At 72.3% G+C, this 24,974-nt stretch carries 22 protein-coding genes and 2 pseudogenes; 13 read left to right on the top strand and 11 right to left on the bottom strand.

The genetic code is table 11. From position 1 onward, the window contains the following. Positions 1 to 102: 102 nt before the first annotated feature. Positions 103 to 1,308: a 4-hydroxyphenylpyruvate dioxygenase gene (gene hppD, locus HK417_RS19455; RefSeq protein WP_222269772.1), complete on the bottom strand. Its 1,206-nt coding sequence runs from the start codon at positions 1,306 to 1,308 to the stop codon at positions 103 to 105. Positions 1,309 to 1,494: 186 nt separating this feature from the next. Here hppD and HK417_RS19450 point away from each other — a divergent pair, with 186 nt between their 5' ends. Next, positions 1,495 to 2,019: an Lrp/AsnC family transcriptional regulator gene (locus HK417_RS19450; protein ID WP_222269753.1), complete on the top strand. Its 525-nt coding sequence runs from the start codon at positions 1,495 to 1,497 to the stop codon at positions 2,017 to 2,019. A gap of 95 nt (positions 2,020 to 2,114) precedes the next feature. Here HK417_RS19450 and HK417_RS19445 read toward each other — a convergent pair whose 3' ends face one another. Then, positions 2,115 to 2,621 carry a GNAT family N-acetyltransferase gene (locus HK417_RS19445; protein WP_308123712.1) on the bottom strand — a complete coding sequence of 169 codons (507 nt, stop codon included), beginning with the start codon at positions 2,619 to 2,621 and terminating at the stop codon, positions 2,115 to 2,117. A gap of 208 nt (positions 2,622 to 2,829) precedes the next feature. Beyond that, complete coding sequence (locus HK417_RS19440) at positions 2,830 to 3,864, bottom strand: LacI family DNA-binding transcriptional regulator (protein ID WP_222269749.1); 1,035 nt, start codon at positions 3,862 to 3,864, stop codon at positions 2,830 to 2,832. Between the two features lie 277 nt (positions 3,865 to 4,141). Between HK417_RS19440 and HK417_RS19435 the strand changes: the two genes are divergently transcribed. The 7 genes and pseudogenes from HK417_RS19435 (at position 4,142) to HK417_RS26595 (ending at position 9,609) form a co-directional block, all read left to right on the top strand. Further along, positions 4,142 to 5,062: a dihydrodipicolinate synthase family protein gene (locus HK417_RS19435; RefSeq protein WP_222269747.1), complete on the top strand. Its 921-nt coding sequence runs from the start codon at positions 4,142 to 4,144 to the stop codon at positions 5,060 to 5,062. A gap of 197 nt (positions 5,063 to 5,259) precedes the next feature. Next, on the top strand, positions 5,260 to 6,567 hold the full coding sequence (locus HK417_RS19430; RefSeq protein ID WP_222269745.1) for an Nramp family divalent metal transporter: 1,308 nt from the start codon (positions 5,260 to 5,262) through the stop codon (positions 6,565 to 6,567). A 238-nt stretch (positions 6,568 to 6,805) separates the two neighbouring features. Next, positions 6,806 to 7,138, top strand: coding sequence for a YciI family protein (locus tag HK417_RS27010; protein ID WP_222269743.1), 333 nt, complete (start codon positions 6,806 to 6,808; stop codon positions 7,136 to 7,138). A gap of 61 nt (positions 7,139 to 7,199) precedes the next feature. Continuing rightward, a complete protein-coding gene (locus tag HK417_RS19420; protein WP_222269741.1) occupies positions 7,200 to 7,514 on the top strand; it encodes a hypothetical protein in 315 nt (104 codons plus the stop codon). A 979-nt stretch (positions 7,515 to 8,493) separates the two neighbouring features. After that, complete coding sequence (locus tag HK417_RS19415; protein WP_222269739.1) at positions 8,494 to 8,697, top strand: zinc-ribbon domain-containing protein; 204 nt, start codon at positions 8,494 to 8,496, stop codon at positions 8,695 to 8,697. After that, positions 8,666 to 9,148 (top strand): annotated as a pseudogene (locus tag HK417_RS27005) (LacI family transcriptional regulator); the annotation flags it as partial. The gene HK417_RS19415 and the pseudogene HK417_RS27005, both read left to right, overlap by 32 nt. Positions 9,149 to 9,261: 113 nt before the next feature. Beyond that, the gene (locus HK417_RS26595) at positions 9,262 to 9,609 is read left to right on the top strand and encodes a substrate-binding domain-containing protein (RefSeq protein ID WP_222269737.1); all 348 of its coding nucleotides are present in this window, start codon (positions 9,262 to 9,264) and stop codon (positions 9,607 to 9,609) included. A gap of 10 nt (positions 9,610 to 9,619) precedes the next feature. Here HK417_RS26595 and HK417_RS19405 read toward each other — a convergent pair whose 3' ends face one another. After that, positions 9,620 to 11,035: an NAD(P)/FAD-dependent oxidoreductase gene (locus tag HK417_RS19405; RefSeq protein ID WP_222269735.1), complete on the bottom strand. Its 1,416-nt coding sequence runs from the start codon at positions 11,033 to 11,035 to the stop codon at positions 9,620 to 9,622. 581 nt (positions 11,036 to 11,616) lie between these two features. Between HK417_RS19405 and istA the strand changes: the two are divergent. The 3 genes and pseudogenes from istA (at position 11,617) to HK417_RS19390 (ending at position 15,440) form a co-directional block, all read left to right on the top strand. Then, positions 11,617 to 12,856 (top strand): annotated as a pseudogene (gene istA, locus HK417_RS19400) (IS21 family transposase). Further along, the gene (gene istB / locus HK417_RS19395) at positions 12,853 to 13,632 is read left to right on the top strand and encodes an IS21-like element helper ATPase IstB (protein WP_222269733.1); all 780 of its coding nucleotides are present in this window, start codon (positions 12,853 to 12,855) and stop codon (positions 13,630 to 13,632) included. The pseudogene istA and the gene istB overlap by 4 nt, the downstream one beginning before the upstream one ends. Positions 13,633 to 14,381: 749 nt before the next feature. Then, positions 14,382 to 15,440 carry a Gfo/Idh/MocA family protein gene (locus HK417_RS19390; RefSeq protein WP_261327341.1) on the top strand — a complete coding sequence of 353 codons (1,059 nt, stop codon included), beginning with the start codon at positions 14,382 to 14,384 and terminating at the stop codon, positions 15,438 to 15,440. A 263-nt stretch (positions 15,441 to 15,703) separates the two neighbouring features. On the opposite strand, the gene HK417_RS19385 is transcribed toward HK417_RS19390, so the two are convergent. The 7 genes from HK417_RS19385 to HK417_RS19355 all read right to left on the bottom strand — a co-directional run bounded on the left by HK417_RS19385 (position 15,704) and on the right by HK417_RS19355 (position 22,882). Then, on the bottom strand, positions 15,704 to 17,071 hold the full coding sequence (locus tag HK417_RS19385) for an alpha/beta fold hydrolase (protein WP_222269731.1): 1,368 nt from the start codon (positions 17,069 to 17,071) through the stop codon (positions 15,704 to 15,706). Positions 17,072 to 17,250: 179 nt separating this feature from the next. Continuing rightward, entirely contained in the window at positions 17,251 to 17,820 is a 570-nt protein-coding gene (locus tag HK417_RS19380; RefSeq protein WP_261327340.1) for a DUF4396 domain-containing protein, read from the bottom strand. A 97-nt stretch (positions 17,821 to 17,917) separates the two neighbouring features. Then, positions 17,918 to 20,263, bottom strand: a complete 2,346-nt coding sequence (locus HK417_RS19375; RefSeq protein ID WP_222269729.1) for a heavy metal translocating P-type ATPase — start codon at positions 20,261 to 20,263, stop codon at positions 17,918 to 17,920. Positions 20,264 to 20,304: 41 nt separating this feature from the next. Beyond that, entirely contained in the window at positions 20,305 to 21,309 is a 1,005-nt protein-coding gene (locus HK417_RS19370; RefSeq protein ID WP_222269727.1) for a hypothetical protein, read from the bottom strand. 16 nt (positions 21,310 to 21,325) lie between these two features. After that, entirely contained in the window at positions 21,326 to 21,607 is a 282-nt protein-coding gene (locus tag HK417_RS19365) for a metal-sensitive transcriptional regulator (RefSeq protein WP_222269725.1), read from the bottom strand. Positions 21,608 to 21,713: 106 nt separating this feature from the next. Continuing rightward, a complete protein-coding gene (locus HK417_RS19360) occupies positions 21,714 to 21,923 on the bottom strand; it encodes a heavy-metal-associated domain-containing protein (RefSeq protein WP_222269723.1) in 210 nt (69 codons plus the stop codon). Between the two features lie 560 nt (positions 21,924 to 22,483). Beyond that, on the bottom strand, positions 22,484 to 22,882 hold the full coding sequence (locus tag HK417_RS19355) for a DUF302 domain-containing protein (RefSeq protein ID WP_222269721.1): 399 nt from the start codon (positions 22,880 to 22,882) through the stop codon (positions 22,484 to 22,486). Positions 22,883 to 23,178: 296 nt separating this feature from the next. Here HK417_RS19355 and HK417_RS19350 point away from each other — a divergent pair, with 296 nt between their 5' ends. Both HK417_RS19350 and HK417_RS19345 read left to right on the top strand, forming a co-directional pair. Beyond that, positions 23,179 to 24,105, top strand: coding sequence for a DUF5996 family protein (locus HK417_RS19350; protein ID WP_222269719.1), 927 nt, complete (start codon positions 23,179 to 23,181; stop codon positions 24,103 to 24,105). A 678-nt stretch (positions 24,106 to 24,783) separates the two neighbouring features. Next, positions 24,784 to 24,974, top strand: a 191-nt coding sequence (locus HK417_RS19345) for a hypothetical protein (RefSeq protein WP_222269717.1), incomplete at its 3' end; no start/stop codon positions are given.

Here is a 24,974-nt window from a genome sequence, read left to right as displayed (position 1 = left end):
GGGACGATCCCGCAGGACGAGGCCGAGGCTGCGGCCGACTGCGCCGCTCGCCGCCCGGGTCGGGGGTACAGCCCCCGGGACCCGGGCGGCGCGCCGCGCCACTCAGAAGTTGCCGCGCTTCTCCTGCTCGCGCTCGATCGCCTCGAACAGTGCCTTGAAGTTGCCGATGCCGAACCCGAGCGATCCGTGCCGCTCGATGAGCTCGAAGAACACCGTGGGCCGGTCGCCGATCGGCTTGGTGAAGATCTGCATGAGGTAGCCGTCCTCGTCCCGGTCGACCAGGATGCCCCGCTTCTGCAGCTCCTCGATCGGCGCACGCACCTCGCCGATGCGCGCGCGCAGCTCCGGGTCCTGGTAGTAGGAGTTCGGGGTGGTGAGGAACTCGATGCCCTCGGCGCGCAGCGCGTCCACGGTGCCGAGGACGTCGTTGGTGGCCAGCGCGACGTGCTGCGCGCCCGGCCCGCCGTAGAACTCCAGGTACTCGTCGATCTGGGACTTCTTCTTGCCCACGGCCGGCTCGTTGAGCGGGAACTTCACCCGGTGGTTGCCGTTGGCGACCACCTTGCTCATCAGCGCCGAGTAGTCGGTGGCGATGTCCGCACCGACGAACTCGGCCATGTTCGTGAAGCCCATGACCCGGTGGTAGAAGTCCACCCAGCGGTCCATGGCGCCCAGCTCGACGTTCCCGACGACGTGGTCGATCGCCTGGAACAGGCGCTTCGGGGCGCCGTCCCGCTTGACGTAGGACGACGTCCGGGCGACGTAGCCGGGGAGGTACGGCCCGGAGTACTTCGACCGGTCGACCAGCGTGTGCCGGGTGTCCCCGTAGGCGGCGATCGCCGCGACCCGGACCGTGCCGTGCTCGTCGGTGAGGTCGTGCGGCTGCTCCAGCACGGTCGCCCCCGAGGCGGCGGCGTGCGCGATGCAGCGGTCCACGTCGGGCACGCTCAGCGCGATGTCGGAGATGCCGTCGCCGTGCGCCCGGTGGTGGTCGGCCAGCGGACTGGCCGGGTCGTAGGCGCCGGTGATCACGAACCGGGCGGCACCGGACCTCAGCACGAATGCGTGGTGGTCGCGGTTGCCGGTCTCCGGCCCGGAGTAGGCGACCAGCTCCATGCCGAAGGCGGACTGGAAGAAGTGCGCGGTCTGCACCGCGTTCCCCGCGATCCACACCAGGGAGTCCCACCCGGACACCGGGAAGGGATCACTGGAGGCGTCGTACTCGACCAGCCCCACCAGCTGCCTGAGCTGGTCGGCGTCCAGTTCGGCCAGGCGCTCCTCGTCGTTCAGGGTCTGCTCGAGGCTCATGTCCGTCTCCCTCCACCACAGGTCCGGCCGGGCGGTCCTGCCACTACTGGACACTGGGACGTCTTGCTGCGCAAGGAGTGCGGGCGATGCTCGTCATGATGGCCAACCAGAACAGCAACTCGCCGCGCTGGCTCGGCAAAGTGGATAGTTCAGCGCAGGGCAGACCGAGTGGGATAGGAGCTGCGAGTGACCGGCAGACGAGCACTGGACGCCTTGGACGTCGCCCTGGTGGCCGCGCTCCGCGACCACCCCCGGGCCGGGGATCTGGAGCTGTCGCGGATCACGGGTGTCGCCCGGGCGACGGTGACGGCGCGGCTGGAGCGGCTGACGGCGGCCGGGGTGATCACGGGGTACGGCCCGGACGTCGACGTGGCAGCGGCGGGTTTCGGCGTCCAGGCGTTCGTCACCCTGGAGATCGTCCAGGGGGCGATCGAGGCGGTCAGCCGCGACCTGGAGGCCATCCCCGGCGTCATCGAGGCGCACGCCACGACCGGCAGCGGGGACGTGCTCTGCCGGGTCGCCGCCGCCTCGCACGAGGCCCTGCAGCAGACGCTGGTCGACCTCAACCGGTCAGCGGCCGTCGCCCGCTCCACCAGCGTGATCGCCCTGTCCGAGATCGTCCCCCGGCGCACACTGCCCCTCCTGGCGGCTGCCGCCGAGCCCACCGCGGGTCGGTCCGCCATGCCCCGGGTCGGCCCGTCGCAGCGCTGAGCGGCGGCCGAGCCCATCCCTCGTCAGCGGGTGCCCGGCGTCTCCTGAGCGGTGGCTCGAAGCGAGCCGAGCGGATGCGGATCCGCGCAGCGGGATCACCGACCGTGCTGCACGCGGACCATGCGGATCTCCCGCACCCCGCCCTCGACCTGGGCGGTCCCGTCGGCAACGAAGCCGTGCCTGCGATAGAACGCCTGTGCACGAGGGTTCGGGTCGGCCACCCAGAGCGCCACCGACTCCTCCGGATCGACGATCGCCTCCAGCAGCGCAGGTCCAGCACCCGAGCCGTGGTCGGCCGCGTGCACGTAGAGCACGTACAGCTGCCTCCCCCACGCCGCTCTGGCGTCCAGGGGCGGGCCTGACATGGCGATCCCGACCAGCTCGCCGTCCCGCTCGGCGACAGCCACGCGGTTCACGCGATAGCGCTCGTCGGTCAACGCGGCAGACCAGAACCGCTCCCGGGCAGCCAGGAAGCCTGGGTCATCGAGCACCGCGTCCGGCACGAGTCCCCGATACGTCTCCTGCCAGCACCGCACGTTCACGCGCGCCATCTGCGCGACGTCCTCGACCGCAGCCGGGCGAACAGTCAGCGAGGAACTCACCGCCGAACCGTAGGCCGCCAACAGCCGCGCACCGCACCGGAAGAGATCTCGCGCAGGACGACGCAGTCCGCCAGTCGCCGCCGCGACCGGCCGGACGGGCCCGGGCATCCGGCCGCTCCTGCGAGCCGACGCCCGCGGGCGTGTTCGCGTCCGGCCACGTGGCGGTGACTCGAGAAGCCCAGCAACCGCTCGTCACGACGGCCGTGCCTCAGTTCGCCGGCGCGGAGGCCGTCGACCGGCGCGGAATGAGCGTCGGCGGCGCCACTCTGACGCGGCCGCTCTCTCCCTGCGGGCCGGAGATGAGGAGCTCGAGGGCTGCGCTGGCGATCTGGTCGAACGGCACCCGCACGGAGGTCAGTGGGGTGGGGAGGTGGCTGACGATCGGGATGTCGTTGTAGCCGACCAGCGACACGTCCTCGGGCACGGACAGGCCGAGGCTCTCGAACGCTGAGAACGCGCCGACCGCGGTGTTGTCGTTGACGGCGAAGACGGCGGTGGGCCGAGGGTCCAGGCTCATGAGCTCGCGTGCAGCCTGGGCGCCGGCGTCGATCCCGAAGGTGGACGCGGCCACCCATGCCGGGTTGAGGTCCACCCCTGCTTCGGCCATGGCCCGCCGATAGCCCTCACCCCGGCCGCGGGCGCTCGAGGCGTACTCCGGGCCGGCGATCAGGCCGATGCGCCGGTGCCCGAGGTCGAGCAGGTGCCGGGTCGCCAGATAGCCGCCGAGCTCATCGTCCCCGACCGAAGCAAGGCTGTGACCGTCGGAGCGCAGAGCGAGCACGTAGGGCACCCCACTGGCGGCGAGCTCACTGGGGAAGTCGTCGCCGAGACGGGCTGTGGAGAGGATCAGCCCGTCGACCCGGCGCTGCAGGAGTGCCTCCGCTGCGGTCCGGTCGGCGTCCGGCTCGTCATCGGTGGTCGCCACGATGGTGAAGTGGCCGGACCGCCTGCCGGCGTGCGCCAGCGCCTCGTAGAGCATCGCCATCGCGGTGTCGGTCAACCGGGGCACCACCACCCCGATCGTCATCGTCTTGCCTCGCCGCAGGTTGGACGCGGAGGGATCCCGGACGTATCCGAGTTCGGCGGCCACCTGCCGCACTCGCCGGGCGGTGGCGTTCTCCGAGCGCGGCAGCCGTTCGTCGAGGACGCGGGAGACCGTGGACTTCGACACGCCGGCGGCGGCGGCCACGTCGAGCAGCGTCACCGGCGTGGCACGGAGACGGGTCTGTTGATCCTGAGTCACGAGTCCTCCTGTCACCTCAGCGTATGCGGACGCGAACGACGGCATCACCGATCACTGGTCGGCGATGGTGGGACGCGGGCACCTGGCAGGACCTCGGCCCGGGCGCGAGGTGACGCCAGCAGGACCCTTCATCGTCGGTGACGAAGGGTGACCGAGGCCCGCGTCTTGTGATGCATCTGACTCCAAGGGGTTGACCCGGATCACATGCCCTGCTGTACTGGGAACGTTCCCGAGAACGTTCCCGAAACGTTCCACACACCCAGTCAAGGAGTACCCCATGTCCGCCATGGACCTTCGCGGCCTCACTCCCGCCCCCGTCACCGCCTTCACCCGCGACGGCGACGTCGACCACCCCGCCAACGCCAAGCTCGCCCAGTGGTTGATCTCCTTCGAGGGTGTCAAGGGACTCGTCCTCCTCGGCCACGCCGGCGAGGGCACCTACCTGACCCAGGACGAGCAGGTCGCCCTGATCCGCACCGTGGTCGAGGCCGTCGACGGCAAGGTGCCGGTCATCGCCGGCATCACCACCGAGGGCGACAAGACCGCCGCCGAGGAGGCCAAGCGGGCCGCCGACGCCGGAGCCACCGGCGCCCTGGTCTACCCCTCGCACGGCTGGCTGCGGTTCGGCTTCCAGCCCGGCGCCCCGCAGGGCCGGTACAAGGCCGTGCACGAGGCCTCGGGCCTGCAGACCATCCTCTTCCAGTACCCCGACGTGACCAAGGCCAGCTACGACCTGGAGACCCAGCTGGAGATCGCCGGCCAGCCCGGCGTGGTGGCCACCAAGAACGGTGTGCGGAACATGCGCCGCTGGTACACCGAGATCCCGGCTCTGCGGGAGGCCCACCCGGACCTGCAGATCCTCTCCTGCCACGACGAGTACCTGCTGCCCACGATGTTCGACGTCGACGGCCTGCTGGTGGGCTACGGCAACATGGCCCCGGAGCTCCTGGTCGAGCTGATCGCCGCCGGCCAGGCCCGGGACTACAACCGGGCCCACGAGCTCCACGACAAGCTGCTCCCGCTCACCAAGGCGGTCTACCACCGTGGCTCGCACATGGAGGGCACCGTGGCGCTCAAGCACGCGCTGGTCGCCCGCGGGGTCCTGGACCACGCCACGGTCCGGCCGCCGCTGCTGCCGCTGGCGCCCTCGGCGGCCGACGAGATCACCTTGGCGCTCAAGCACGCCGAACTGGTCTGAGCCGCTCGACACCTCCGGCACGACGGGCTCTGACCGCCGCTACGGCGATCAGAGCCGGCCGGGGCGGCGACACCCGCCGTCCCGGCCCTCCCCGCACACCGAGGTGCGCTGCCCGCCGGCGCCACGACTCGGTGACTTCGCAGCTCCCGATGAACTCCGCGGCTACGCCGCGGAGGGCGAGGAACGTGATAATCGACATGTCCGAGTCGTCCGCCGTCTCACACTCCCCCAACCCACGCTCCACCCGGCGATCACCAGCACCCCAGGCGGAGGAGACCTCCACCGCGACCGGGCCCCGCCGCAACAAGTTCCTGCGCATGGTCGGTCTCATGGGACCGGCGTTCATCGTCGGCGCCTGGCAGTTCGGGCCCGGCAACCTGGTCTCGGCCGTGCAGGCCGGCAGCCGCTTCTACTACTCCCTGATCTGGGTCATCGCCCTGTCGACCGTGCTGATGCTGATGTTCGCCGACATGAGCATCCGCGTCGGCGTCATGTCCCGCGGCTCGGTCGTGGAGACCATCAAGGAGACCCTCGGCCGGGTCACCGGCGTGGTCGCCGGGCTCGGCGTCTTCACCATCACCCTGATGTTCTCCGTGGGCAATGCCGTCGGCTCCGGCCTAGGCCTCTCCCTCGTGCTCGGCGGCTCCCCGGTGTGGTGGACGCTGGGCTGCAGCGCCCTGGTGGCGGTGATCGTGTTCGCCCGCCAGGCCTACAAGGTCATCGAGAAGATCGTGCTGGCCATCGTCGCGACCATGGCCGTCTCCTTCATCGCCACCGCGATCATCACCCGACCCGACTGGGGCGACGCCGCGGCCGGGCTGCTGCCCACCGTCCCGTCCGGGGTCGGCCTGCTGCTCGTGGCCCTGGTGGGCACCAACTTCTCCCTCAACGCCGCCTTCTACGCCGGCTACGCCTCCCGGGAACGCGGCCTGCGTCGCGAGCAGTACCGCGAGACGACCATCGCCGACACCATCCCCGGCATCGTGGCCCCCGGCATCATGACCGCCCTGGTCATCGCTGCCGCTGCGGCCGTGCTCGGGGGCACCGGCGGCGAAGAAGGCGCGACCATCGCCCAGTTCTCCGGCGTCCTGGAGCCGCTCGCCGGTGAGGTCGGACGAGTCATCTTCGCCCTCGGTTTCACCGGCGCCGCGCTCTCCGCCATGATCGCCAACGCCACCGCCGGCGGGACGCTGCTCTCCGACGGCCTGGGCTGGGGCAACCGGCTCTCCTCTCGCTCGGTGAAACTGGGCGTCCTCGGCGTGCTCGCCTTCGGCGCCACGGTCACCGTCCTGGCCCAGGGCACGTCGCCGGTCCAGCTGATCATCATCGCGCAGGCACTCACCGTGATCGTCGCCCCGATGCTCGGAGTGCTGCTGGTCATCCTCGCCAACAACCGCAGGCTCATGGGCGACCTGCGCAACCGCTGGTGGCAGAACGCCGTCGCGGGTGTCGGGTTCGTGGCCATCCTCGCCACCTGCTACCAGCTGGTGGTCACCACCTTCTGATCCAGCTGGCCGGTTCCCGGAAGCCTCGGACTGCCCCCGACGACCTCCACACGATCACGAGAGGGTCCACCCTGACCGGTGGGCCCTCTCGTGGACTCGTCGGCGGACGACCGACCAGTGTCCGCCGTGACACGGTCCGCCAGCCGACCTGAGGGTCTCGTGAAGGCTGCCGTCATCGACGCTCACCTCGCGCCCTGTTCCTGACGTCAGTGACCGACCTTCATCCCGAGGAGACCAGTTGATCTACGCAGTCACCTACCGGTACACCGATGACGTCGCCGGCCGGGACGCCTTGCGCGCCGAGCATCGGGACTACCTGCGCAGCCTCGCGGATCAGGGCGCGTTGCTGGTCTCTGGACCGTTCGGACCGGACGAGCCCGCCGGTGCACTCCTGCTGTTCCGAGCCGCTGCCCGCGGCGACGTCGACCGGTGGGTCGCCGACGATCCGTTCAGCGTCCGCGGGATCGTGGCTCATGCCACGACGTCCGAGTGGGAACCGGTACTCGGAACCCTCTTGCCTGCATTGACCCGGCCCAGCGCACCACGGCGACGCTGCCGGAATGCGACGTAGCCATCTCCCGGCCGATTCCACGGGCCGTCACAGGTGCACACGTGAGAGGTTCCGGCACCACATGACCACCGGGCACGACGTGTTCCGGGTGATGCTCGCGGAGGGACTGCAGCTCGACGAGCTCAAGGCCGACAAGTCCCGCAGGACCGTGTCCCTCCCCCGCTCGGCCGTCGACACGCTCCGGGCGCACCGAGTGCGGCAGGACGACGAACCCCGCTCGGCCGCACGCGGCTGGCGGGACAGCGGCCTGGTGTTCACCACGGAGATCGATACGCCGGTGAGCCGCGCAACGTGCTGCGGCGCTGCGAGCAGCTCGCCCAGCGCGCCGGTCTCGCCGGCGTTCACCTCCACGGGCCGCGGCACTCGGCGCGCGTGAGTACAGCAACGGTCACCACCGCAGCGCCTTGTCGAGCCGGTCCGCGGCTCGCACTGCTGAGCGGGACCGACGTGGCTGTGGATGTCAGGAGTGATCGCGTAGCTGGAAGCTCGCCAGGTGGCGTCGGAGACCACTGCTCGCTCTCGCCAGGAGCGGCTCCGAGACGCCTCCCCTACGGCACCCCGCCTCCAGTGCCGAGGCTCATCCCCGCCATCGCATCTCCACGCGGGTCCACGACACCTCGAGCGTCGCACCAGGAGCCCGGGGGCCGAGGACTCGGCCGACCCTTTCGGCCCCGACGGGCCCCCGGGTTGCTCGACCTCTGCCGGCGGCCCCCGCAGCGACCTTCGCCGCGGCCCATGCTGCGACGGCGAGCGCCGAGGCCGGCAGGAGCGGCTTGGCGGTCAGCGCGCGCACGCCGGCAACGACTGCCGTGCGCCGACTCGCCAGCCTGACCGCCCATCGCGGCGATGGGACAACGCTGGTTGCATCCCGCCGCACGAGTGCACCGGGCTTCACAGGCTCGACGTCCGCCATGCGCCCTCCCCCGGTCGCCACACACCCACACGCATCGTGGATCCCACGACCGCGCCTGTCGATGCACAGCGTCCCAGCGTCAACGGACGGCAACATGGCCGACACCACGGATCCCGCTCGCTCACAGCGGCCGGACTGAGGGTTCGAACCCTGCCCTCCGAACTTCCAGGGTGGCTGCGAGGGGTGTGCCTGGGACCGTCGCGACTCATGCCCAGGTCCAGGCGTTGGGTGCTCGTCCAGGAACCCCTCGGCGACGACCACTCCGGCCACCGTCGCGGCACCACCAGGATGCCGCTTGACCGAGGCGCCACCTCGCCGACCCGCCACGACGACGGCCCGGTGGCGTGCACGAGAGAGCAGCCGCGGGCAGGCGACGAAACGCGGCGGGGCCAGGTGCAATCGCGCCGGACAGCCGGTTCGGTCCGCTGCCTAGGGTGGCGGCGTGTTCTTCCTCTTCGGCTTCGGCACCAAGCAGCAGGACCTGGGCCCCGGCGCGGTCCGCACCTGTCCGCGCTGCGGCAACACCACGCAGTGGGCGCAGGTGCGGCAGGTCAAGCAGTTCACGGCGTTCTTCGTGCCGATCGCCCGGTGGGGACGCCGGCGGCTCGAGCTCTGTGGGATCTGCGGCACCGCGGTCGAGGTCTGAGCACGGTCGCCAGGAGTCCGGTCGTCGGCCGCCCAGCCCTGGCCTCCTGTGTGCGAAACCTGCGCATCGCCCGGTTGGGCGGCCCAAGGTCCTCACCATCGCCGCCCTGGGCGGCGGGGCAGATCAAGAGTCTCTGGGGCGCCGAACAGCTCGGGATCCCCGTCGGCAAGGCTACGACCTCGTCCTGGGCGCGATCACCCGCACTCGGGACGAGGGCCGGGCCGTGGAGACCCTGCTCGACTCCCGCTGCGGGGCCCTGGATCTGCTGGGCCCCGAGGCCCCCGGCGCGCGTCTGGCCGCCCTCGACCGGCAGCTCCCCGTGGTGCTCGTCGGCCGGCCCCTGCCGTCCGACGGGGTCGACGTCGCGCGGGCGGCCGACGACGCGGGGGTGGAGGAGGCTGTCGACCACCTGGTGGGCCTGGGCCACCGTCGGATCGCCTACGTCGACGGCGGTCGCGGTGCGGTCGCCACCGGCCGACGCCGCGGCTCCCAGCGGGCGATGCACCGGCACCGGCTCGGTGGGTGCCTCCAGGTGGTCTCCGGCGACTTCACGGAGGAGTCGGGGTGCGGGCCGCACGGACCATCCTGGGCGCCGACCCACCGCCGACCGCCGTGCTCGCCTTCGACGACCGCTCGGCCGGGGGGCTCCTGGACGCTCTGGTGCGAGCCGGCGTCGACGTCCCGGCCGACGTGTCGGTCGTCGGCTACGACGACAGTCCGCTGTCCCGGCTGGCACACATCGACCTCACCACGGTCAGCCATAACCCCCGGGAGCTGACCGGTCACGCCGTGGCCGCACTCGTGGAGCGGCTCGACGGCGGCCGCACCGAGCACCGGGAGGTCGTGGTGGCCGCAGAGCTCGTGGTGCGCGGGACGACCGGGCCTTCACCGAACCCGACGAGCGCCGGCTGACCGCCCAGCGTCAGGCGGTGCCGCCGACCTCCCGCGGTGCTCCGGGGATGGCCTCCTCCGCATCCGGGGTGGGAGGACGCGTGCTCCGAGGCAGGATGGTCGGCGGGCGCACCGGGGTGTGGCCCTCGGCCAGCTCACGCTGCGCCGTCTGGAACGAGATGAGCAGGTTCCCCCGGTTGTGGGTGAGCCACAGCGCCCGGGCCCAGGTGTAGAGGGTGCCGAACCGGTTGCCCCAGCCCACCAGGTACAGCACGTGGATGAAGATCCACATGACGTAGGCCGGAAAGCCGGTCACCTTCACCCCGAAGGCGTCGGCGACGGCGGAGCGGTACCCGATCGTGGCCATGGTGCCCTTGTCGAAGTACTTGAAGGGCGGCGTCTGCCGGCCGGCGAGACGGTCTCTGATGACCCGACCGACGTACTTGCCTTCTTGGATGGCCGGCTGGGCCACCCCCGGCAGTTTGCCCAGCGACACCATGTCGCCGATGGCGAAGACCTCCGGGTGGCCGGGCACCGTGCAGTCGGGACCGACCGGGATCCGACCCGCGCGGTCGGTCTCGACGCCGGCCTTCGCAGCCAGCATCCGGGCCAGCGGGGAGGCCTGGACGCCGGCAGCCCAGATGCGGCTGCCCGTCCGGATCGTCTCCAGCCCGTCCGGTCCCTTGACCGTGATGGACTGGTGGTCCATGTCGACGGCCAGGGTGTTCAGTCGTACCTCGATCCCCATCTCCTCCAGGCGCTTCTTGGTGTACGCCTGCAGCTTGGGCGCGAACGGGGGCAGGACGGCCGACGCGCCCTCCAGCAGGATGATCCGCGCCTGACGCGTGTCCGCGGAGCGGTAGACGCGGGGCAGGACCGTGTGTGCCAGTTCCGCGATCTGCCCGGCGAGCTCGACGCCCGTCGGTCCGGCCCCGACCACCACGAACGTCAACCACTCCGCCCGCTCGACGGGGTCGGTGGCGATCTCGGCCATCTCGAACTTGGCCAGGATTGCGTCGCGCAGGTACCGGGCGTCCTCGATCGTCTTCATGCCCGGGGCGTACTCGGCGAACTGGTCCTTGCCGAAGTAGGAGTGCGTCGCCCCGGCAGCGACGACGAGCGTGTCGTAGGGAAGCTCGAGCAGTCGCCCGTCCGGGGCCCGGGCACCGACCGTCCGCCGGTCCAGGTCGAGGTCCTGCACGTCCGCGAGGAGCACCCGGGCGTTTCTCTCCCGCTTCACCACACCGCGTAGCGCCGGAGCGATGAGTCCGGGAGGCAGGATGCCCGTCGCCACCTGGTACAGCAGCGGCTGGAAGAGATGGTGATTGGCACGATCCACCAGCGTCACGTCGACATCGGCACCGTCGAGGGCGCGGGTGACGTTGAGTCCGGCGAACCCTCCCCCCACTACGACGACCTGGTGCCTCCCGGCCACGTTCGCACCCATGACGCCATCCCCTCGTGCCAGGCCGCCGGGGGCCGTCGGGACCCGCGGGAGCCAGCAGCTCAACGTGTTCTGCAAATGGAGCATTCACCTGGCGGATGACCCCCGCAGAGGAAGGCCGGTCCGAACTCTAGGCCTCGGCGAGCGGGTCAGCGCCTCCCTGCCGTTCCCGATCGAGCTGTCAGAACGGTAGCGGCACGCCTGCCACCCGTCGCTGTTCGTCGACCACCTCGCTGGCTGTCGGTCCCAGTCGCTCCATCACGACGACTGCCCCGGCTCGTGAGTGAGTTCAGCGGGGACGCGCCGCGCTTCTCCTTCCACCGAGCCGGTCGCCTCCGCAGCACCGAGAACAGCCACCGGCCGACCGACGAGCAGAGAGGAGGGTGGTCCCTACGCCCTGGTCCACAGGAAGCTCGATGCGTGCTGATCTGGATTCACCACAACTCGCGTCGGCCCGACACCTGGGACTCGTCGATCGGTGACGACGAAGGTGTCGACGGCGCCTGAAAACTGACCCCCTGGCGGCAGCGCAAAGTTGACCCCCTCCCGAGACCCTGGCTCGAGCCGAGCCGGGGAGCGAGCGGGTGCTGGCAGTGGAGGACTGGGCGGAGATCCGTCGGTTGCATCGGTCGGAGCAGATGCCGATCAAGGTGATCGCGCGGGTCATGGGGATCTCGAAGAACACGGTGCGGGCGGCGTTGCGCGCCGATGGCCCACCGAAGTACGACCGGCCGCTGCGCGGGTCGGTTGTCGATGAGGCGGAGCCGCGGATCCGGGAACTGCTGCAGGCGTGGCCGACGATGCCGGCAACGGTGATCGCCGAGCGGATCGGCTGGGACCGGTCGATCCGGGTGCTGCGGGACCGGGTGGCCGAGCTGCGGCCGGTCTACCTGCCGCCGGATCCGGCGTCGCGAACGGCCTATGTGGCCGGCGAGATCGCGCAGTTCGACCTGTGGTTCCCGCCCATCACGCTGCCAGTCGGTTGCGGGCAGACCCGACCGCCGGCGCAGTTGCCGGTGCTGACGATGGTCTGCGGCTACTCCCGCTGGGCGGCCGCGGTGCTGATCCCCTCCCGGGCCGCGGAGGACCTGCTGGCCGGCTGGTGGCAGCTGATCGCCTCGCTCGGGGCGGTGCCGCGGGCCTTGGTCTGGGACGGCGAGGGCGCGGTCGGCCGCTGGGGGCGGGCGCAGCGAGCTCACCGAGGCCTGCCAGGGCTTCCGGGGCACCCTGGCGACGAGGGTGCTGATCTGCCGCCCGGCCGATCCGGAGGCCAAGGGCCTGGTCGAGCGGCTGCACGATTACCTGGAGCGGTCGTTCCTGCCCGGCCGGGACTTCACCGGCCCGGCGGACTTCAACGCCCAGATCACCCAGTGGCTGGGCCGGGGAAACACCCGCACCCGGCGGGCGTTGGGCTGCGCGCCGACCGACCGGATCGCCGCGGACCTGGCCGCGATGCTCGCCCTGCCGCCGGTCGCGCCGGCCACCGGCTGGCGCACGAGCACCCGGCTGGCCCGCGATCACTACGTGCGCCTGGATGGCAACGACTACTCGGTGCATCCCGGCGTGATCGGCCGCCGGGTCGAGGTCGTGGCCGACCTGACCCGGGTCCGGGTGCTCTGCGAGGGCCGCACCGTGGCCGACCACGAACGGGCCTGGGCCCGGCATCAGACGATCGCGGCCAAGGAGCACATCACCGCCGCCCGGGCGCTGCGCGCCCAACGAGTCGGGCTGCTGCGCCCCGCCCCGGCGGCCGAGGACGTGCAGATCCGGCCGCTGAGTGACTACGACATCGCCCTCGGCCTCACCGACGGGGGCGTGGCATGACCGGCCGGGACCTGAGCGCGGAGGTCGCGTTCCTGACCCGTGCGCTGAAGGCGCCCACGTTGCGGGAGGCGGTGCCTCGGCTGGCCGAACGGGCGCGGGAGCAGTCCTGGACCCACGAGGAGTTCCTCATCGCCTGCCTGCAGCGCGAGGTCGCCGCCCGGGAGTCCCACGGCGGAGAGGGGCGCATCCGGGCCGCTCGCTTCCCGGCCCGCAAGAGCCTGGAGGAGTTCGACTTCGACCACGCCCGCGGCCTCAAGCGCGAGCTGATCGCCCACCTGGGCACCCTGGACTTCGTCACCGCCAAGGAGAACGTGCTGCTCCTGGGCCCGCCGGGCACCGGCAAGACGCACCTGGCCACCGGCCTGGCGATCCGCGCCTGCCAGGCCGGGCACCGGGTGCTGTTCGCCACGGCGACCGAGTGGGTCACCCGGCTGGCCGAGGCCCACCACGCCGGCCGGCTCCAGGACGAGCTACGCCGGCTGGGCCGCTATCCGCTGCTGGTGGTCGACGAGGTCGGCTACGTGCCCTTCGAGTCCGAGGCCGCCAACCTGTTCTTCCAGTTGGTCAGCAGCCGCTACGAACGGGCCTCGCTGATCGTCACCAGCAACAAGCCCTTCGGCCGCTGGGGCGAGGTCTCCGGCGATGACATCGTCGCCGCCGCCATGATCGACCGCCTCGTCCACCACGCCGAAGTGATCGCGCTCAAGGGCGACAGCTACCGGCTCAAGGACCGCGACCTCGGCCGCCCCAAGGCGGCCGCCACCGAAGACGCATGACCCACCGAGGGGGTCAACTTTCACCTGCCGCCAGGGGGTCGGACTTCGCCCGCCGTTGACAGAAGGGACCGGCAGGGAGCCTAGGGACGCCGAGAGCCGGACCACCGGCAGCTGCTCTCCCCCACCGCCCTGCACGCCTGGGTCACCTGGGCGAAGCGCCGGGAGAACCGCTCCGGATGCCGATGGGGCCGTGGCCGCCGGCCCGATGGGCGCGGAGCGAGGCCACGGTGCCCGCGTCGAGGTCGACACTCGGCTCTCACCGGTCTTGGTGGGACCCTCGATGAGCTGCTCGCCGGCGCCCGGTTCACCACGCCGACGCTGCGGCGCTCAGCAAGCCGCGCGGCGTCCAGGTCGACGTCGCGCCAGCGCGGGGCGAGTGCCTCACCGCGGCGCATCTGGTCGCCGCCAGCAACCGCCAGCACATCGCCAGTGAGGGGGCGACGTCATGTGTCCCGACCCACCGGGAGTCCGCGCGCAGCGTCTGCGGCGATTCCCGCTGCGCTCGGTCGAGGCGAGCAGGGCCTCCCACCGCGGCGCGGGCAGATGTTGAAGCAGTCCGCAGCCACCAGGGATCGCAGCGCGAAGCTGAGCGCTGTTTGTACTGACAAAGTACTCACCTTTGCTATCGTGCGGCGCGGAGTCGGAGGCGCCCGGCGGGACGACGCCCAGGAGCACAGTGCGCGGTGAAGAACATCCCTTGCGGTGGTGGCGACGGGTCGCAACGGCGTGAGCACGTCGGAGGAGGTCACATGAGCGTGCCGCCAGTGCGGATTGGCTTGGTCGGCTATGGCAAGGGTGGCCGTCTCTTCCACGCACCGTTGATCGGGCGGGCCGAGGGCTGCGTTCTGGGCGGCGTCGTGGTCCGGTCGCCGGAACGGCGCGCCGCTCTCGCCGCAGATCTCCGCGGAGTCCCGATCGCAGGCAGCCTCACCGAGCTGGCCGACGTCGGCGTGGACGCGGTCGTGGTGACCACACCCCTCGACTCCCACACCCAGCTCGTGCGCGAGGCGGTGGGGCTCGGGCTCCCAGTCGTGTGCGACAAGCCGTTCGCCCGCGACGCAGCGACGGCGAGGGAGACCGCGCTCGCCGCCGAGCGCGCCGGCGTCCTGCTGACCGTGTACCAGAACCGTCGGTGGGACGCGGACTTCCGGACTGTCCAGCAGGTCGTCACCGCCGGTGCGCTGGGCGAGGTGCGACTGTTCGAGTCGCGGATGGAGCAGCCGCCGCAACCGGAGGGCCTCCCGGTCACCGGCGGTGGGGCGCTGCTGGACCTGGGCAGCCACGCAGTGGACCAGGCGCTGCACCTCTTCGGCCCGGTCCGGTCGGTCTACGCCGAGCTGCACCTGACACCGGAGAAAGACGGGTTCGACGAGGGCTTCTTCGTGGCTCTCCGGCACGACGGCGGGACGATCTCGCACGTGACGGGCAACTGGGCGCGGCAGGGTGACGTCGGCCCGCGCTTCCGGGTCGACGGCGCTGCTGCCACCCTGGTCGTCCCCGATGACGACGGTCAGACCGCGCGGCTGACGACCGGCCGGACGCCCGAGTCGGAGGGAGCCGCGTGGGGCACCGTCCCCGAGAGCCGGTGGGGCAGCGTCCACCGCGGCGGCGTCGCCGTCCCCGTGCCCTCGCAGCAAGGCGACTGGAGCGCGTTCTACACCGGCTTCGCACGCGCCGTCCGTGGGGAAGGACCGCCCCCGGTCGACCCCTGGGACGCAGTCGCCGCCCTCGAGGTGCTCGATGCAGCACGCACCAGCGCAGCCACACGTCAGGTGGTCGAGCCCGGTCCCACCGGCCGGCCGGCATGAACTGGCCGAAGAGCGGTCGGGGCATCCGCCGGGTCACCCGCCGGGCCTCGAGCGCGACCACCCCCTCGTAGCCGAGCACCTCGGCACCGCGGCGACAGCCGATCGGTGGGCTCCCCCGGCGCCGGGTTCGCCGCGACCCGGACGCAGGCGAGCAACAGGCCACCTGAGTCGACCAGTGCCTGCTTGGAACGCCCAGTTGCGGGAGCCCGTCGTCGGCCTGCCCTCCATCAGCCGCCTGTCACCAACCTGATGGCTGGGTACATCTAGCGCGGAGCGCGTGCATCGTCAGCACCCTGGCCGGTGCGCACGGCACGGACGACGTCGTCGATGGCCTGCACGGAGGCGGCGGCGCCGCGTTCCTCGTCGAGCAGGCCGGCGTGGGGGGCGTCCGCGGAACGATGGCTGCTGTTCGTCGACAGCGCCGCCATCTGCTCCTGGCCGGCGTTCCAGACCGCGTCCGACTCGTGTCCGGCGGCGGTGAGCACCACCAGGGGCGTGCTGCCCAGGGTGGTCAGCGTCTGCGCCTGGAACAGCAGCGCGGGAATGGTGGCGTACTCGTCACGGGTGTTGCGCTGGCCACGGGGACTGGAGGAGAACGCCTTCACCTGCGCGGCGGCCGGCTCGGGCAGGGTCGACCAGAACGAGGTCGGCAGCAGCCGCCCGATGCCCAGACGCGCGACGCTGGGCAGCAGGGCGACCGCGCTGGGCGCCTCGGCGGAGGCCGCATCGGCGCCGGTGGCGCGGTAGGGGTCGGTGGCGTCGAGCAGCACCATGCCGGCGACCTGCTCGGGGTAGCGGGCGGCGTAGGGTATCGCGTGGTCCCCGCCGATGGAGTGCCCGACGAGCACGTAGGGGCCGTTCTCCCCCGCGCGGTCCAGCAGGGTGTGCAGGTCGGTGGCGGCGGCGATCCCGTCCTGCTCGTGGGGTCCGTCCTCGCTCCAGCCCTGCCCGGCGCGGTCGTAGGCGCACACCCGGGTGGTGCCGGCCACGGCCGGCACGATCTGGGCCCAGCTGGCCGACGTCGCGCCGAGCCCGCTCTGTAGCACGACGGTGGGGCTGCCGGAGCCGGTGCAGGTCAGGTGCAGCCGGTAGCCGCCGACGTCGTAGGTCTCCCCGGGCATGGCGTGGCTGCGCTGATCGGCGGCGAGCCCGACGGTCTCGACCGCGCCGCCGAGGGCTGCCAGGGCGGTGAGGGCCACGACTGGGTAGAGCAGCCAGCGGCCCCGGCCGGCGGCCAGGCGGCGGCGCACTCGGGAGCCCATCCAGACGGCGAGCGCGAGCAGGACCGGCGGCCACACCCATCCGGCGGCGGTCAGCGCCCGGTCGCCCGGCGCGAGGACCAGCAGCCCCAGCCCGGCGGCGGCCAGTCCGGCAGCCGGTACCCATGCCCAGCGCTGCGGCTGGTCGGTCATCCGGGCCGACAGCACCGCGAGGACCACCCAGCCGACCGCGAACCCCAGCAGCGCCGACCCGGTGATGACGTGCTCGCGTGCTCCGGCGAAGACCACCAGGGTGAGCAGCGCAGCACTCGCGGCGCCGGTGATCAGCGCACCGGCGATGATCCGGCGGATGGGGCCGCCCCCACGGCCGTCGGTCGTGGCGGCGGGGATGGCCGGAATCGTGGTCGTCATCAGGGTCTCCTGGTGGGCGGGCTGGTCGGGCTGGCACTGATGCTTCGCCGCTGGGGGGCGGCACCGGTGCAACCGCCGGGTTTCCGGTCGTGACCAGGCCGGAAGGGCGGTCACCGGCGACGCCGAGAAGGCCGCCTAGGTGCACCTGCCGTGAGCACGGGCAGGTGCCGGCGCCGACCTCAGTGGTGGGCGCGTCCCTCCTGCCCCTGGCCGCGTGCGCCGCTCGCCTGGTGCTCATCGGCCGCGTGCCCGTTCCCGTGCCCCTCTCCGTGCCCGCTGCCGTGGTAGGCGTGCACCACGGCGTGGCCCTTGCCGCGGCTGATCAGCCAGCGGTTGATCGGCAGGGTGACGACGAACGCGACCGCGAGGGCGAAGGCCAGCGCGCCCCAGAACAGCCAGCTGTCCAGATGAGCGTCCATCGCGCCGGGCACGGCCAGCAGGACGGCGTTGTCGACGATCTCCATGACGGTGATGGAGATGGTGTCGGCGGCCAGCGCCACCGGGATCGCCGCGCGCAGCGACAGGCCCGAGCGCATGACCGGGCCGATGGTGAAGGAGTAGCCGAAGACGAACGCCAGGGCGATCGCGAGCACGATCGTCTGCAGGTCCGACCAGCCCAGCGCGGTGCCGATGACCATGCCGAGGACCTCGCCGATGGCACAGCCGGTGAGGCAGTGCAGCGTGGCGCTGACAGCGAGCCGGGTCAGGGCGGCGCCGGTGGGGCGCTGGGTGTGCATCGAGTGGTCCATCACTGCTCCTCGAGACGGGTGGTACGGACAGGTGGATGTCTGACCGGTGTCGGTGGCCGTGACCGTTCCGCCGGCGTGGACGGGACGGGCTGCGGGGTCAGGACGTGGCGCCGGTGAGGGTGCCGCGGGACGGCGTGCGGGTGGCGCCGCCATCGGCGTTGGCGGAGGCCAGCTGGGCGAAGCGGCGCAGCCGCAGGCTGTTGGCCACCACCGACACCGACGACAGCGCCATCGCTGCGCCGGCGATCATCGGGTTGAGCAGGCCGGCGGCGGCCAGCGGCAGCGCGGCGACGTTGTAGACGAACGCGGCGAACAGATTCGTGCGGATCGTGCCCAGCGTCGTGCGGGACAGCCGGATGGCGTCGGCGGCCGCCCGCAGGTCCCCGCGCACCAGCGTCAGGTCCGACGCCTCGATGGCGACGTCGGTGCCGGTGCCCATCGCCAGGCCCAGGTCGGCCTGGGCGAGCGCGGCAGCGTCGTTGACGCCGTCGCCGACCATCGCCACGACCTTGCCCTCGCCCTGCAGCCGGCGGACGACGGCGACCTTGTCGGCGGGCAGGACCTCCGCGATGACCTCGTCGATGCCGACGGCCGTGGCGACCGACCGTGCGACGGTCTCGTTGTCGCCGGTCAGCAGGATCGGGGTGAGGCCCAGGTCGCGCAGCTGGGCGATGGCCTCGGCCGAGGTGTCCTTGATCGCATCGGCAACCACGAGGACGCCTCGGGCGGTGCCGTCCCAGGCGACGGCGACGGCGGTCTTCCCTTCGGCTTCGGCGGCGGCCTTCGCCGCCTCGAGCTCGGGGCCCAGATGCACGGCCCACTCCTGCAGTAGCCGGGTGCGGCCGACGGTGACCGCGTGCCCGGCGACGATGCCCTGCACGCCGAGCCCCTCGACGTTGGTGAACTCCTCCGCGGGCGGCAGGTCGCCGACGGCCTCCGCGGCGCCGGTCGCGATCGCGGCGGCGATGGGGTGCTCGGAGGCGTTCTCCAGCGCGCCGGCCAGCCGCAGCACCTGCCGCCGGTCCTCACCGGCCGCCGGGATGACGTCGAGCAGGGTCATCCGGCCGGTGGTGACGGTGCCGGTCTTGTCGAGCAGGACGTGGGTCACCCGGCGGGTGTTCTCCAGCACCTCGGGGCCCTTGATCAGGATCCCCAGCTGGGCGCCGCGTCCGGTGCCGACCATCAGGGCGGTCGGGGTGGCCAGCCCGAGCGCGCACGGGCAGGCGATGATCAGCACGGCGACCGCGGCGGTGAACGCCGCACCGGCGCCGGCGCCGGCGCCGAGCCAGAAGCCCAGCGTGCCGACCGCGAGGGCGATGACGATCGGCACGAAGACGCCGGAGAGGCGGTCGGCCAGCCGCTGGACGGCGGCCTTGCCGTTCTGCGCGTCCTCGACCAGCCGGGCCATCTGCGCCAGCTGCGTGTCGGCGCCGATGCGGGTGGCGCGGACGACCAGCCTGCCGCCGGCGTTGACGGTGGCGCCGGTGACGGTGTCGCCGGGGCCGACCTCGACCGGCACGGACTCGCCGGTGAGCATCGAGGCGTCCACCGCCGAGGCGCCCTCGGTGACCACACCGTCGGTGGCGATCTTCTCGCCGGGGCGGACGACGAACAGGTCACCGACCGTCAGCTGGTCGACGCCGATGCGCTGCTCGCGCCCGCCGCGCAGGACCGAGACCTCCTTCGCGCCGAGCTCGAGCAGGGCGCGCAGCGCGGCGCCGGCGCGGCGCTTGGAACGGGCCTCGAAGTACCGGCCGGCGAGGATGAACGTGGTCACCCCGGCGGCGGCCTCGAGGTAGATGTTCCCCGAGCCGTCGGTGCGGGCGATGGTCAGCTCGAAGGGGTGGGTCATGCCCGGCTCGCCGGCGGTGCCCAGGAACAGCGCGTACACCGACCAGGCCAACGCGGCGAGGGTGCCCATCGAGATGAGCGTGTCCATCGTCGAGACCCCGTGGCGCAGGTTGGTCCAGGCCGCCTTGTGGAACGGCCAGGCACCCCAGACGACGACGGGGGCGGCGAGGGTGAGCGACAGCCACTGCCAGGAGGTGAACTGCAGCGCCGGGACCATCGCCATCGCGACCACCGGCACGCTCAGCGCGGCGGAGACCAGCAGCCGCTGCCGCAGTGGAAGGACCCCGTCCTCCTCACCCCTCGCCAGCTCGCGGTGAGCCTCGGGACGGGGCCGCGGCGGTTCGGGCAGGTGGGCGGTGTAGCCGGTCTTCTCCACCGTCGCGATCAGGTCGGCGGGCGTGACGTCGCCGGTGAAGGTGACCTTCGCCTTCTCGGTGGCGTAGTTGACCGTGGCGGTGACGCCCTCGAGCCGGTTGAGCTTCTTCTCGATGCGCGCCGCGCACGAGGCGCAGGTCATGCCGCCGATCGCCAGCTCGACGTGGTTGTCGCCAGCCGGGGCCGGGGAGGTCGTGTCTTGTGTCGCGGAGCTCATCGTCGTCCTCCAGACGTGCGCGCGGTGGTCAGGACCGGTCGTCAGCCGTGGGCGTGGTCGGCGTCGCCGTGTCCGTCGGCACCCTCGGTGGTGGGCACCTGGGTGCCGGTCGCAGCGGCGGCGGTGTCGCCGGCGCGGACGGTGAACTCGGCGGTGTGGACCACGTCGCCGTGCCGGAAGTCCAGGAACAGCCGGTAGTTCCCGGCCGAGGGTGCGGTGGCGTAGAAGGTGATGTCCGGGCCTGGGGCGGTGGTGCCGTCGCCGGGGGCACCGGCCGGGTGGACGTGCAGGTAGGCCAGGTCACCGTCGCGCAGGGCGACCAGGTGTCCGTAGGCGGCCATGTAGGGCTGCAGGTCGGTGACCGGCGCACCGTCCCGGGCGACCGACAGGATCAGCTCGGACTCCTGCCCCGGGGCCAACCGGCCGTCGAGGGTGACGGTGTACCCGTCGACGACGGCCGTGGTCGAGGGCTCGGGCAGCGGCTGCGGCGCGTAGTCGCCGGCCACGGCGACATCGGCGCCCAGGACGAGCGCGGCGTCCTCGCCCGCAGGGTCGAAGTCGGCGAACAGCCGCCAGGTGCCGGCGGTCAGGTCCAGTGGGATCGACCAGGTGCCGTCGGCGGCCAACTGCGGGTGGACGTGCTGGTAGCCGGTGAGGTCCCGGCGCACCGCGATCAGGTGCAGATCCTCGTCGTGGGCGGTGTCGTAGGCGGTCACCGGCCGCCCCCCGGGGCCCAGGATCCGGAACGACACGGGGGTGGCCGCCCCCGCAGGGAGGGAGTCGGGGACGTCGAGGGTGTAGCCGTCCTGGGAGATCTGCAGGCCGGCGGGCAGGTGGGCGGCGGAGGCGTGCTGTGCGCTGGTGTCCATCGGGAACTCCGGGTGCGACTGGGTGGGGGCAGCAGTGTCGTGGCTGGCGGTGCCGTGGGTGGAACTGTCCTGGGTGGACCCGCCGAGGGGGCCGACCGCCGAACCGATGCCGGCGGCCGCGCCGAAGACGGCGATCAGCCCGAGGGCGTAGACGCCGAGCTTGGTGGGGGTGTTCATCGCAGGTCGTCCTCCGTCAGGAGCGGACGAGGCGGGCGATCGCCTCGGAGGCCTCGCGGACCTTCTCGTCGGCCTCGGGGCCGCCCTTCTGGGCGGCGTCGACCACGCAGCCGGCCAGGTGCTCGTCGAGCAGCCCGAGGGAGAACGACTGCAGCGCGCGGGTCGCCGCGGACACCTGGGTGAGGATGTCGATGCAGTACTGGTCGCCTTCGACCATCCGCTGCAGTCCGCGGATCTGCCCCTCGATGCGGCGCAGCCGCTTGAGGTGCTCGTCCTTCGCGTGGGTGTAGCCGGCCATGTCGTCCTCCTCGGACCTCAGCTGGGGTGGGGATTGCGGTGCTCTAGGCGCCGGGTGGGTGGAGCGCCGGCTCCTCGCCGGATCCGGCGCTCCACCCGGCTTCCGATCAGCCAGGCACGACCTCGTAGCCGGCCTCGTCGACCGCCGCGGCGACCGCGTTGGTGGCCAGCGGCTGCTCGGACTCGACGGTCACGCGGCCGGCGGCCACGTCGACCTGCACACCGGTGACGCCCGGGATCTTCACGACCTCCTCGGTCACCGCGCTGGCGCAGTGACCGCACGTCATCCCGGTCACCCGGTAGTGGCTGGCGCTCATCGGCGTCCTCCTCTTCATGCTGGATACCCCCCTGTGGTATGCATGGCTATGTGTACCCCCCGGGGGTACTACGCGCAAGGGGGTGTGGCGCCCGTCTCAGGCACTGGGCCGTCGCGCTCGCCGAGCCGACATCCGCGCCGCCACCCGGCTCGACCGACGCAAGCCAGCCGCCTCACAGATCCGCGGCCGACGGCGTTCGGCTCCGAGGCGAGAAGGGGCCGTTCCGGATCCCCGGAACGGCCCCTCGGGCACACTGCCGAGCTGACGTTGCTCTGGCTCAGGACATACCGGACTGATGTCCCGCGTCATGCCGGATGACCAGCCGAGGCCCGACCATGTCAAGCCCGGCTGGTCATCACGGCGATCGAGGTCGAGGGGCGGGGCCCGGCTGTCCGGCGCCGGGCCCGATGGCGGCTCTCAGCCGGGAGGACGAGAGTCATGGCGGCACCGAGGAAGTACGCGACGAGGTGCGGGAGCGGGCGACCTGCTGGAGCCGCGGATCGTGGCCGCCGGACCGGTTCTCCAGTCGTCTCCACGGCCTGTCTGCGCGTCCGGCAACCTCATCGAGGCCGCGCACCGACTTCCGTGGTCAGCTGCTCGAGCAACCCGCGGAGCTTCTCCAGCGTGGCGAGCTCGCCTCCGAGGCGATAGCGGTCGGCGAGCGTGTGGGGGTCCGGGTACCCGACCCGGGTCACGCCGTCCCTGCTCCAGAAGAGCATCCGTAGCGGCAGGTCCATCCCGGCCCGCGGGTCGGCGACCATCAACGCCGTGCCGACTGCTGGATCACCGAAGACCAGGAGCACCTCGTCGTCCAGCTGCAGCCCGGCTGCGCGAGCACCCGCGGCGTGGTCGATCGTTGCGAACAGCGTCACCCCCCGAGTCCGCAGGGCCGCGGCCAACCGCTCGACGGTCGAGGCGACGCCCTGGGCGCTCTCCGAGACGATCAGCTCGTCGGTCATGGTGCGTCCTGTCTGCCGGCACGCGCCGGGGCGGAGGCCCGGCTCCGGGGACCCAGACTGACCCGGTGCAGCCGCGCGCCGCGTCGGTCATGTGACGGTCCAGGGCGGGAGGGCAACCCGTCCAGCGGCGAGGGGCCAGACCTGCTGTCGGAGCACTGCCGGCGCCGGCGTCCCCGGCCTCGTGGAGGAGCACGAAGTCGGCTCCCGATCAGCGCGGTGGTGCGGTTCGCCGCCTGGCGTCACCCGGCCGTGCTGATGCAAGGCGCGAGCCGGCCCGATCGGCGTTACCTTGGCTCGTGCCTCTCGCACGGGAATGGCCCGCCCTCCCCCTCGAGCAGTGGCAGGCGACCTGCGACACCGTCCATGGCCACACCCAGGTCCTGGGCAAGCTGTCGGCTCGTCTCGCTCCCCCGGAGCCACAGCTGCAGCACGCCGCCCTGCGCCTGACCGCGCGCGGCTGGGAAACCCAGCCTCTTCCGGCCCCTGACGGATCGGGAGTCCTGGTCGTCGCCCTGGACCTCCACGAGCACGACGCGGTCGTCGAGCACAGCGACGGACGGCGGCGGGTGATCCCCCTCACCCCTCACCGGTCCGTGGGAGAGGTGACCCGCGAGCTCCTCGGCACCCTCCGCACGATGGTCGGACCACTGACGTTCGACCCGCGTCCGCAGGAGACCTCCTGGTCCACACCGCTGGACGAGGACGACGAGCACGCCACGTACGAGCCGGATCAGGTGCAGACCTACTTCACCGCGGCGACCCAGGCGGCCCTGGTCCTGGCCGAGGTACGCGCTCCCTACCGGGGTCGCTCGACACCCCTCAACGCCTGGTGGGGGTCGTTCGACCTGGCGGTGAGCCTCTTCTCGGGTCGGACGGCCGAGCCGCCGTCCCAGGCGTTCATCATGCGGAACTCGATGGACGCCCAGGAGGTCGCGATCGGGTGGTGGCCCGGGGACGAGCGCCACCCCCGCGCGGCCTTCTACTCCTACGCGCACCCGGCGCCTTCCGGCTACTCGGATGCCCTCCTGGAGCCGCCGGCGGCCCGCTGGGAGCCGAGCCTCGGCGAGTTCCTCCTGGACTGGGACGACGTGCGCCGGACCGAGGATCCCCACCGGACGGCGGTGACGTTCGCCCGATCAGCCGTCCGTTCGGCCTGCGCGGCCTGTGACTGGGACCCGGTCCTGGCCGCGACCCTCGACGGGGTCCCGCCACCGGTCACCTGACGCGGCCGAGGAGCACGTCGACGTGAAGCGGCGCCGGCCGTGGCGGGAGCGGGGCGGAGTGAGTGCTCCGTGCGGCGGGCGTGACCGCATCGATCGGCCGGCGTCCTCGGACGGCCCGGTGACTGACCAGGACGTGCGGATCGCGACGCCGGCGGCCGAGGGCAGGACCAGGGACCTCATCGCACTTCCACGAGCCCACCAGGAAGGGCTTCTCGTCGCCCTCGGTCTGGGCGCGGGCCCGCCGCCTCCGCTGCTCCCGGTGTCGGCCGCCGTCCTGGAACTCGTGCGGCAGACGACACGGCGACGGGGCCGCTCCTGCTCGTCGTCGATGACGTGCCCTGGCTGGACCGCTCCAGCGCCCACGTCCTCGGCTTCGTCGCGCGCCGCCGTGCTGTCACCCCTCGGGGCGTCCTCGACCGAGGACGGTCCTCACGCGTGCGCATCACCGCGTCTCCCCGCGCTCGCCGCGGTGGGCTCGCGAGGATCTCGCCGCCGGCGTGGTCGGGAGTCGTCCTGGGACCAGCTCGGCATCGACCCGCCCGACTTGGCTGGCGCTGACCCGGTCGTCGACGTCCATGCTGGGGCTCCGCGCCTTCCACGCTCCTGGAGAGAACGACCGTGGCCATTCCGGCACTGTCCTCACGGCAACCGGCCGCGGCTCCCGTCAGGCCTGCCGCCGTGTGCCTCGCCGCGGCGGTGGCCGCCGGTGTCGCCGTCGCGGCGGCCCCGTCTCCGGCCGCCGCCGCCCCACCTGACGATGCCGACCGGGCTTCCGGACACCTGGTGCTCATCGACTGGGACGGCTTCGACCCCGACTTCCTGGGCCGGGCGGCCACGCCCAACCTCGACGCCCTCGCCGAGGAGGGCAG

The sequence above is a fragment of the Modestobacter marinus genome (genome assembly GCF_019799945.1).
Taxonomy (GTDB): Bacteria; Actinomycetota; Actinomycetes; order Mycobacteriales; family Geodermatophilaceae; genus Modestobacter; species Modestobacter marinus_B.
Note: the sequence above shows the minus strand (reverse complement) of the source record. Positions and strands in the feature narration are given on the sequence as shown.